Raw genomic sequence first — 8,743 nt, 5'->3', positions numbered from 1 at the left:
CCACGCAGACCGAGCAGACCGAACAGACCGAAAGGCTAAGGACCCGCTGACATGAGCAACCCGTTCGAGAACCCCGACGGTGTCTACTTCGTCCTCGTCAACGACGAGGGCCAGTACAGCCTGTGGCCCGACTTCGCGGCCGTCCCCGCGGGCTGGACGGTCGTCCACGGCCCCGCCGCCCGGCAGGAATGCCTGGACCACATCGAGACCCACTGGACGGACCTGCGCCCCAAGAGCCTGATCGACGGCTCCTGACCGGTGAGAACGAGGAGGGGGGTGGGTCCCGGACCGGGACCCACCCCCCTCCTCGCCCGCGTCACGACGCCGGCTGCCCGACCTTCGTGGCGGGCTTGCCGTCCACCGCCGCCGCCAGCTGCGGCACCAGGCGGTCCAGGACGTAGGGAATGCTCAGCACGGTCGACAGGGACACCGCGTTGCCGTAGTCGCCGGTCTCCTTGACGAAGACCTCACGGCCCTGCTTCACCACGTTCAGATCGCCGTAGATCGCATCCCCGTGCAGCTTGGTGACCGCCGAGGTGGTGTCCGGCACGATCCACACGGCCACGTCCTGGTCGAGCAGGTCGTAGCGCTCCTTGCTGATGTTGGCGCCGAACTGGTCCCCGATCGCCTTGTCGAGGTCCTTCGGCAGCGAGAAGCCGAGGCCGGACAGGAGCCGGGAGCGCGGGTCCTCGCTGCCGTAGACGAACACGCCCTCGTACGGGGTCGCCATCACCGCCGTGGCCCTGGCGAACGCGGGGTTGGCCTGCTTGGCCGCCGCGAACTTGGCCTCGACGCCCGAGACCAGCGTCCTGGCCTCGTCCGCCTTGCCGAGCGCCTGGCCGATCTCCTCGGTCTGCCGCTGCCACGGCACGCCGTAGTCGTTGTACTGCTTCGGCTGGGCCACCACCGGTGCGAACTTCGACAGGCTCTCGTACTGCGCCTTGGTCAGTCCCGAGTACACGGCGAGGATCAGGTCCGGCCTGAGCGCGGCGATCTTCTCCACCTGGGGGCCGGTGCCGGTGTCCTTGAGCACGGTCGGCGCGGCCGCGCCGAACAGCTCGTCCCGGGCCCACGGGCCGATCGCGCCCTTGTAGCCGCCCACCCACTCGGTGGTGCCGACCGGGACCTTGCCGAGGGCGAGGACGGCGTCCTGGTCGGTGAGGCCGACCGTCACGATCCGCTTGGGCTCGGACTCGATGGTGGTACTGCCGTACTTGTGGGCGATCGTCACCGGGTAGGCGCCCGCGGACGCGGACGAGCCCGTGGAACCGGAGGAGGACGAGCCGGCGTCGGAGTCGGAGGAACCGCAGGCGACCGCCGTCGCCGTGAGCAGGAGTACGGAGGCGAGCAGGCCGGTGAGCCTGGACACTCTGGTGGCGCGGGGCATCGGGTGATCCTTCTGTTCTGGGCGACGGGGTCCGGCGGGGTCCGGCGGGGGCGGCTGGGATCAGGGGGAGTCGGTCGGCCGGCAGTTCGGCCAGGGGGCGGCTCGGGAGGCGGCGGGGGGGCGTCCGTCGCCGGCCCGGCTGCCGGCCCAGGCCTGCCACAGCGCCGCGTACCGGCCCCGGGCGGCCAGGAGTTCGTCGTGGGTGCCCTCTTCGACGACCCGGCCGGCGTCCAGGACGACGACCCGGTCGGCCGCGGCGGCCTGGCTCAGCCGGTGCGCCACGACCAGTGCGGTACGGCCCCGCAGCGCCTGTTCGGCGGCCTCGTCGAGCAGCCGGGCTCCCGAGCTGCCGGCCTCGGCGGTCGCCTCGTCGAGCACCACGACCGGCGGATCGGCCAGCAGCAGGCGGGCCAGGGCCAGTTGCTGGGCGCGGTCGGCGGTGAGCCGGTGGCCGCCGTCGCCGACGACCGTGTCCAGGCCCTCGGGCAGGGCCTCGGCCCAGCCGAGGGCACCCACCCGGGCCAGCGCGTCCCACAGCTCCTCGTCGCTCGCGTCCGGGCGGGCCAGCCGCAGGTCGTCGGCGAGCGGCCCGGCGAACACGTGCACCTCCTGGGTGACCAGACCCACCAGCCGTCCCGACTCGTCCGGTTCGGCACCGCCGATGCCGACCCGGCCCGCCGTCGGGCGGTGCAGCCCGGCCACCAGCTTGGCCAGGGTCGTCTTGCCCGCACCGGTGGTGCCGACCAGGGCGATCCGCTCCTTGGGCCGCACCTCCAGGTCGACCCCGCGCAGCACCGGGCGGCCGGGCACGTAGGCGTGCGAGACCCCGGCCAGGGTCACGGACGGTTCGCCCGGCCCGGCCGCCGTACGGGCGTTGCGCCGTCCGGCGACCGTGGGCGCGGGTTCGTCGATCACACCGACCAGCCGGGCCAGGCCCGCCGTCGCCGACTGGGCGTCGTCGAGCAGCACCAGCGCGGTGTTGACCGGACCGAACAGGCTGTGGAAGTACAGGGCGGCGGCCGTCGCCGTGCCGACCGACGCGGACCCGGACCGCACCAGCAGGAACCCGGTGACCAGGACGCCGGCGAGGCCCACGTACTCGGCGATGTGCAGCCTGCTGTAGAAGCGCAGTACCAGCCGCACCCCGCGCATGGTCAGTTCCACCGCGGCCCGCGAGCGTTCGGCGACCCGGCGGCCGTGGCCGTCCTGGAGCCGGTACGCCCGTACCGTGCGCGCCCCGCCGATGGTGTCCAGCAGCTGCTGCTGTTGCTCACCGGTGGCGATCCGCTCCTGCGCGTACAGGGGGACGGCGTTGTGGACGTACCAGCGTGCGGTGTGTGCCTGTACCGGCACGGCGAGCAGCGCGGCCAGCAGGAACCGCCAGTCCAGCAGGGCGAGCGCGGCCAGGGTCAGCACGATCGACAGTGCGGAGCGGGCGAGTTCGGGCAGGGCGGTCCGTACCGCGTCGGCGACCCGGGAGACGTCCCGGGTGACCCGGGAGCTGAGGTCGCCCGAGCCCGCCCGCTCCAGCCGCTCCAGCGGCAGCGCCAGCGCGTGTTCCACGAAGAGTTCGCGCAGCCGGGCGAGCACGGTCTCGCCGAGCCGGGACACCAGCGACATGCCGAGCGAGGCCGTCACGCCCTGGACCACGGCCACCCCGGCCAGCGCGAGCACGGGCGGGGTGAGGGTGGCGGGTGAGCGGTGCCGGGTGACCAGGTCGACGATGTGGCCGAGCAGCGGCTGGGTGAGCAGTCCGACGGCCGTGGCGAGCACCATCATGCCGAAGCCCGCGGCCGCCAGTGTCCGGTTCGGGCGCAGCAGTTCACCGACGGCCGCGCGGGTGCGGGCGGGCGTGGCCGTGGGCAGCAGGGCCCGCCCGGGACCGGCCCCTTGGTCGGTCCGGGTCATGCGAGCACCGCCGTCCGGTAGGTCTCGTGGGTCAGTGCCAGTTCCGTGTGCGTGCCCTCGGCGTCCACCCGGCCGCCGTCCAGGAACACCACCCGGTCGGTGACGGCGAGCAGCGCCGGACTGTTGGTGACCACGACCGTCGTCCGGCCGCGCCTGATCTCCCTGAGCCCCTCGGCGACGCGGGCCTCGGTGACCGCGTCCACCGCGGTCGTCGGATCGTGCACGACCAGGACCGGCGGTTCGGCGCGCAACGCCCGTGCGAGCAGGACGCGTTGCCGCTGCCCACCGGAGAGCGACCGGCCGCCCTCGCCGACTCCGGTGTCCGCGCCGTCCGGCAGCGAACGGGCGACCTCGTCGGCGTCGGCGGCGGCCATCGCCCGGGCCGTGCGCGGGTCCGGCCCCTCGACGCCCCCGGGGGTCACGTTCGCGGCCAGGGAGCCCTCGAACAGCGCCGCGTCGTGCGCGGCCACCAGCACCGCGGCCCGCAGCCCCGCCGGGTCCAGCCGGGTCAGCGGCACCCCGTCCAGCTCGACCGAGCCCGCCTCCGGGTCCGCCTCCCGGCCCAGACAGCTCAACAGGGCCTCGGCGCACGCCGGATCGGTCACGGCGATCCCGGTCAGCCGGCCGGCGGGCAGGTCCAGGTCGACGCCGTCGAGGCCGCCGAACCGCACCGCGCGCAGCCGCATCGCCCCGCGCACCGTGTCCGGCAACGGCTCGTCACCACCGACGACTGCGGGGCCGGCGGCCAGCACCCGGGCGATCCGGGCGGCGGAGGCGCGGCCCTGCGCGAGTTCGGTGTTGACCCAGGCGAACGTCTCCAACGGTCCCAGCAGGAACAGCGCGAGCCCGACCGCCGACACCAACTGCCCCAGCGTCAGGGACCCGTCGAGCGCCAGCCGGCCGCCCACCCAGGCGATCAGCGCGATGAACCCCCCGGTGAGGGCCAGCACCAGACCGGTCTGCCACGCCTCGGCCCGGGCCGCGCGCAGGGTGGCCGCGAGGGAGACCCTGCTGGTACGGCGGTACCGCTCCACCGCCGCTCGCTGCGCGCCGAGCCCCTTCAGCACCCGCAGCCCGGCCACCAGGTCGGCAGCGACCCCGGCGGCGCCCGCGGCCCGGTCCTGCTCGGCCTCGCTGCGCCGCTCCAGCGGCTTGCTGAGCAGATGTCCCAGCCACAGCAGCGCCGGGGTGCCCAGCAGCACGATCAGGCCGAGCGGCACGGAGGTCAGCAGCAGGACCACGGCGCTCACGGTGATGCCGGCGAGCGCCCAGATCCCGCTCATCAGCGCCATGCTGACCGCGCCGACCCGTTTGGCGTCCTCGGTGGCCACGTTGGCGAGTTCGCCGGAGAGCCGGTCCTCCTCCGCGCCGCCCCGGGGGTCGAGCACCCGGTGCACGATCGCCAGCCGGAGGGTGTGTGCGGCCTCCTCGGCGCCGCGTTCACCGGCGCGCGCGCCGAGCCGGAAGCTCCATGACAGGCACACGTACAGGACGGCCAGCACGCCCAGCCACAGCACCAGGCGCCCGGCGTCCTGTCCGGCCACGGCCTGGTCGACGACGACCCCGATGAGGACCGGGACCAGCGCTTCGCCGAGTTGGTGCACACAGCCGAGCGCGGAGCCGAGGGCGAGCCGCCGCGCCTGCCCCCTGACCGAGCGTGCCAGGACATCGCGCCCCGACGGTTCCCTTGATCCCACCAGCCACCCTCCGGAAACCGGATAACTTAGGTAAGGCTACTCTAAGTAAATACGGTGACGTCAATCCCCGACTCCCTTTCACAGCCCGGCCGATGACAATCCCCGCCCCCGACCCGCGGTCTGGCCCCGCGCCCCCGGCCCGTGGTCTCGACCCGCGGCCCTGGTACCCGGCCCGCGGTCTCGGCCCCTGGTGCCGGCCCTAGCCTCCGGCCCGCAGTGCCAGGCCCCCGGCCCCGACCTCCGGTCCCCGACCTTCGCCCTCCGGTCCCCGACCCGCGGTTCCCGGCCCCGGCCTTCGGCCTCCGGTCCGGGTCTTCTGCGCGCGGTTCCCGGCCTTCGGCCCCCGGCGGCAGGCGCGCGGTGCCCAGCGCCGACCTCCGGTCCCCGGCGGCAGGTCCGGGTCTTCGGTCCGGGGTTCTCGGCCCCCTGCCCCGGCCTTCGGCCCCGGCCTTCGGCCCCGGCCTTCGGCCCCGGCCTTCGGCCCCCGGCCCCGGCTCGCCCCCGGTCCGACCCCCGCGGCGCCCGGCCGACGGGTGCCGCGTCCGTGTCGCGGCCCGCGTATCGGGTGGTGCGGGCGGGTGACGAGTGGCGAGGGGTTCGACGGCCGTGCCGTCGGTGGGTGTGCTGCCCGGGCGTGATCACGCGCGGTTACTATGCTCACTTCATGCCGGGGACCGAGGTCCAGGAAGGCGCCGGAGCCGGCCGTGGATGGCAAAGCTGAAGAGACGGGTGGCCTGGGACAGTGCTGAAAGAGGTCATCGCGACCCGTTACATCACGCCCCTGCGTGAGGGTGGGTCCATGCCGGGGCTCGTCGAGGCCGACGACTTCGGGACGTACGTCCTTAAGTTCACCGGCGCGGGGCAGGGCCGCAAGACGCTGGTCGCCGAGGTCGTCTGCGGTGAACTCGCCCGCCGGCTCGGGTTCCGGATGCCCCGTCTGGTCACCGTGGAAGTGGATCCCGTGCTGGGGCTCGGCGAACCCGAACAGCAGGTGCAGGACCTGCTGCGGGGCAGCGGCGGCAGCAATCTGGGCATGGACTTCCTCTCCGGGGCCCTCGGCTTCGACCCCCTGGCCTTCACGGTGAGCCCCGAGGAGGCCGGGCGGATCGTCTGGTTCGACGCGCTGATCAACAACGTCGACCGTTCCTGGCGCAACCCCAACCTGCTGGTGCACCGCGGCGACCTGTGGCTCATCGACCACGGCGCCACCATGATCTGGCAGCACAACTGGCCCGCCGCCGAGGCCTCCGCCGCCCGCCCGTACGACGCCGGCGACCACGCGCTGAGCGGCTTCGCCCCCGATGTCCGGGCGGCCGCCGCCGAGTTGGCGCCCCGGGTCACCGAGGACCTGCTCGCCGAGGTGACCGCCGAGATCCCGGACGTCTGGCTGGCTGGCGAGCCCGGCTTCGAGACCACCGACGACCTTCGGCGGACCTACGCCCGGCCGCTGCTCGCGCGGGCCGCCGTCATCCACGACCGCATCACCGGCATCGAGCCCGGCAAGGGGGCCAAGTGAGCCAGACCCACATCCACGTGGCCGGACATGTGGTAGAGCGCCACATCACCCGGTCCGGCCAGGGCGGTGACCGGGATGTCTTCGAGTACGCCCTGGTGCGTGTCGTGCCCCGCGTGGAGCGCGGCGAGTGCATCAATGCCGGAGTGATCGTCTACTGCCGGGCCAAGGCCTACGTCGGTGCCCGCACCCATCTCGACGAGGCCCGGCTGCTGGCCCTGGACCCGGACGCGGACGTCGCCGGGGTGCGGGCCGCGCTCGGGGCGGTCGAGGCCGTCTGCGCGGGCGGGGAGGCGGCCGGGCTCGCGGCGGGCGACGACCCCGGTCGGCGCTTCCGCTGGCTCGTGGCTCCCCGCTCGACGGTCGTGCAGCCCGGTCCCGTGCACACCGGGCTCACCCTCGATCCGGCGGCCGAGACCGAGCGGCTGACCGACCTCCTGGTGAGGTAATGGATCACACCCGCGCGGTGTGACGTTGACACCGGGTGCCAGGGCTTCTAGCGTCACGTCTACCGAAGGTACTAAGCGGTCGCTCACCACAGGGCGGGCTCCGTGAGCGGGCTCACCCGATCAGGTTCTCTCAAGGGCGACAGGTTCTCTCAAGGGCGAGGAGACACAGGAATGTCCACCACAGAGCAGCGGGTCGCGGTCGTCACCGGTGCCGCACGCGGTATCGGCGCCGCCACCGCCGTACGTCTGGCCGCCGAGGGCCGTGCGGTCGCCGTGATCGACCTCGACGAGGCAGCCTGCAAGGACACCGTGGAGAAGATCACCGCGGCCGGCGGCAAGGCGATCGCGGTCGGCGCCGACGTCTCCGACGAGGCGCAGGTCGCCGCCGCGATCGCGCGGGTCGTCGAGGAGCTGGGCGCCCCGACCATCCTGGTCAACAACGCCGGTGTGCTCCGCGACAACCTGCTGTTCAAGATGTCCGCGTCCGACTGGGACACGGTCCTGAACGTGCACCTGCGCGGCTCCTTCCTGATGACCAAGGCCGTCCAGCAGCACATGGTCGAGGCCGGCTGGGGCCGGGTCGTCAACCTGTCCTCCTCCTCGGCGCTCGGCAACCGCGGCCAGGCCAACTACTCCGCCGCCAAGGCCGGTCTGCAGGGCTTCACCAAGACCCTCGCCATCGAGCTCGGCAAGTTCGGCATCACCGCGAACGCCGTCGCCCCCGGCTTCATCGCCACCGAGATGACCAAGGCCACCGCCGAGCGCGTGAAGATGGGCTTCGAGGAGTTCAAGGCCGCCGCCGCCACCCAGATCCCGGTGCAGCGCGTCGGTGAGCCCGAGGACATCGCCAACGCCATCGCCTTCTTCACGAACGAGGCGGCCGGCTTCGTCTCCGGCCAGGTGCTGTACGTGGCCGGCGGACCGCTGGACTAGCGGGCACCACGGACTCACCAGGGACTATCGAGGATCACGGACATGACTGAACTGCCCGAGCTGTCCGGCAAGGTCGCCGTCATCACCGGCGCCAGCCGTGGTATCGGCTACGGCGTCGCCGAGGCGCTGATCGCCCGCGGCGACCGGGTCGCCATCACCGGCCGCAACGAGGACGCGCTGAAGGAGGCCGTGCAGAGCCTCGGCTCCGAGCGCGTCATCGGCATCGCCGGCAAGGCGCACGACCTGGACCACCAGAGGGAGGTCGTCGAGCGCACCATGGAGGCCTTCGGCCGCGTCGACTTCCTGATCAACAACGCCGGTACCAACCCGGTGTTCGGCCCGATCGCCGACGTCGACCTGGACGTGGCCCGCAAGGTGTTCGAGACCAACGTGGTCTCGGCCCTCGGCTTCGCCCAGAAGACCTGGCACGCCTGGCAGAAGGACAACGGCGGCGCCATCGTCAACATCGCGTCCGTCGCCGGTCTTTCGGCCTCGCCGTTCATCGGCGCGTACGGCATCAGCAAGGCCGCGATGATCAACCTGACCCAGCAGCTTGCGCACGAGTTCGCGCCGCGCGTGCGGGTCAACGCGATCGCGCCCGCGGTCGTCAAGACCAAGTTCGCCGAGGCTCTCTACGAGGGCCGGGAGGCGGAGGCCGCCGCGGGCTACCCGCTCGGGCGGCTCGGCGTGCCCTCCGACATCGGCGGCGCCGCCGCGTTCCTGACCTCCGGGCAGTCCGACTGGATCACCGGCCAGACCCTCGTGGTCGACGGCGGCATCTTCCTCAACGCCGGCGTGGCCTGACGGCACGACAGACCGTCATACCCGTGCCGGGCGTCGTTTTCGTCACAGACAT

At 73.2% G+C, this 8,743-nt stretch carries 8 protein-coding genes; 5 read left to right on the top strand and 3 right to left on the bottom strand.

Going from position 1 to position 8,743, the window contains the following annotated elements:
• Positions 1-51 precede the first annotated feature (51 nt).
• The gene (locus tag ACZ4O3_RS26165; protein ID WP_385000232.1) at positions 52-255 is read left to right on the top strand and encodes an MbtH family protein; all 204 of its coding nucleotides are present in this window, start codon (positions 52-54) and stop codon (positions 253-255) included.
• Between the two features lie 61 nt (positions 256-316).
• Here ACZ4O3_RS26165 and ACZ4O3_RS26160 read toward each other — a convergent pair whose 3' ends face one another.
• Genes ACZ4O3_RS26160 through ACZ4O3_RS26150 form a run of 3 tightly spaced genes read right to left on the bottom strand, consistent with a single transcriptional unit; the run spans position 317 to position 4,992 of the window.
• Positions 317-1,387 carry an iron-siderophore ABC transporter substrate-binding protein gene (locus ACZ4O3_RS26160; protein WP_467724519.1) on the bottom strand — a complete coding sequence of 357 codons (1,071 nt, stop codon included), beginning with the start codon at positions 1,385-1,387 and terminating at the stop codon, positions 317-319.
• Positions 1,388-1,447: 60 nt separating this feature from the next.
• Positions 1,448-3,295 carry an ABC transporter ATP-binding protein gene (locus ACZ4O3_RS26155; RefSeq protein ID WP_467724517.1) on the bottom strand — a complete coding sequence of 616 codons (1,848 nt, stop codon included), beginning with the start codon at positions 3,293-3,295 and terminating at the stop codon, positions 1,448-1,450.
• The gene (locus tag ACZ4O3_RS26150) at positions 3,292-4,992 is read right to left on the bottom strand and encodes an ABC transporter ATP-binding protein (RefSeq protein WP_467724516.1); all 1,701 of its coding nucleotides are present in this window, start codon (positions 4,990-4,992) and stop codon (positions 3,292-3,294) included. The genes ACZ4O3_RS26155 and ACZ4O3_RS26150 overlap by 4 nt, the downstream gene beginning before the upstream one ends.
• A gap of 742 nt (positions 4,993-5,734) precedes the next feature.
• On the opposite strand from ACZ4O3_RS26150, the gene ACZ4O3_RS26145 reads away from it, so the two are divergent.
• The 4 genes from ACZ4O3_RS26145 to ACZ4O3_RS26130 all read left to right on the top strand — a co-directional run bounded on the left by ACZ4O3_RS26145 (position 5,735) and on the right by ACZ4O3_RS26130 (position 8,691).
• On the top strand, positions 5,735-6,508 hold the full coding sequence (locus ACZ4O3_RS26145) for a HipA family kinase (RefSeq protein WP_467724514.1): 774 nt from the start codon (positions 5,735-5,737) through the stop codon (positions 6,506-6,508).
• A 29-nt stretch (positions 6,509-6,537) separates the two neighbouring features.
• Positions 6,538-6,954, top strand: a complete 417-nt coding sequence (locus tag ACZ4O3_RS26140) for a DUF3037 domain-containing protein (protein WP_362724964.1) — start codon at positions 6,538-6,540, stop codon at positions 6,952-6,954.
• Between the two features lie 171 nt (positions 6,955-7,125).
• Positions 7,126-7,887, top strand: coding sequence for a 3-oxoacyl-ACP reductase FabG (fabG, locus tag ACZ4O3_RS26135; protein ID WP_362724955.1), 762 nt, complete (start codon positions 7,126-7,128; stop codon positions 7,885-7,887).
• A gap of 42 nt (positions 7,888-7,929) precedes the next feature.
• Positions 7,930-8,691, top strand: a complete 762-nt coding sequence (locus tag ACZ4O3_RS26130; RefSeq protein WP_362724952.1) for an SDR family oxidoreductase — start codon at positions 7,930-7,932, stop codon at positions 8,689-8,691.
• The last annotated feature ends 52 nt before the right edge of the window (positions 8,692-8,743 follow it).

The sequence above is a fragment of the Streptomyces sp. NPDC026515 genome, from assembly GCF_055567595.1.
Note: the sequence above shows the minus strand (reverse complement) of the source record. Positions and strands in the feature narration are given on the sequence as shown.

What these genes read in the sequence shown, in the direction of transcription:
- ACZ4O3_RS26130 (WP_362724952.1), top strand. Translation starts at nt 7,930, where the DNA reads ATGACTGAACTGCCCGAGCTGTCCGGCAAGGTCGCCGTCATCACCGGC.
- ACZ4O3_RS26160 (WP_467724519.1), bottom strand. Translation starts at nt 1,387, where the DNA reads ATGCCCCGCGCCACCAGAGTGTCCAGGCTCACCGGCCTGCTCGCCTCC.
- ACZ4O3_RS26155 (WP_467724517.1), bottom strand. Translation starts at nt 3,295, where the DNA reads ATGACCCGGACCGACCAAGGGGCCGGTCCCGGGCGGGCCCTGCTGCCC.
- ACZ4O3_RS26165 (WP_385000232.1), top strand. Translation starts at nt 52, where the DNA reads ATGAGCAACCCGTTCGAGAACCCCGACGGTGTCTACTTCGTCCTCGTC.
- fabG (WP_362724955.1), top strand. Translation starts at nt 7,126, where the DNA reads ATGTCCACCACAGAGCAGCGGGTCGCGGTCGTCACCGGTGCCGCACGC.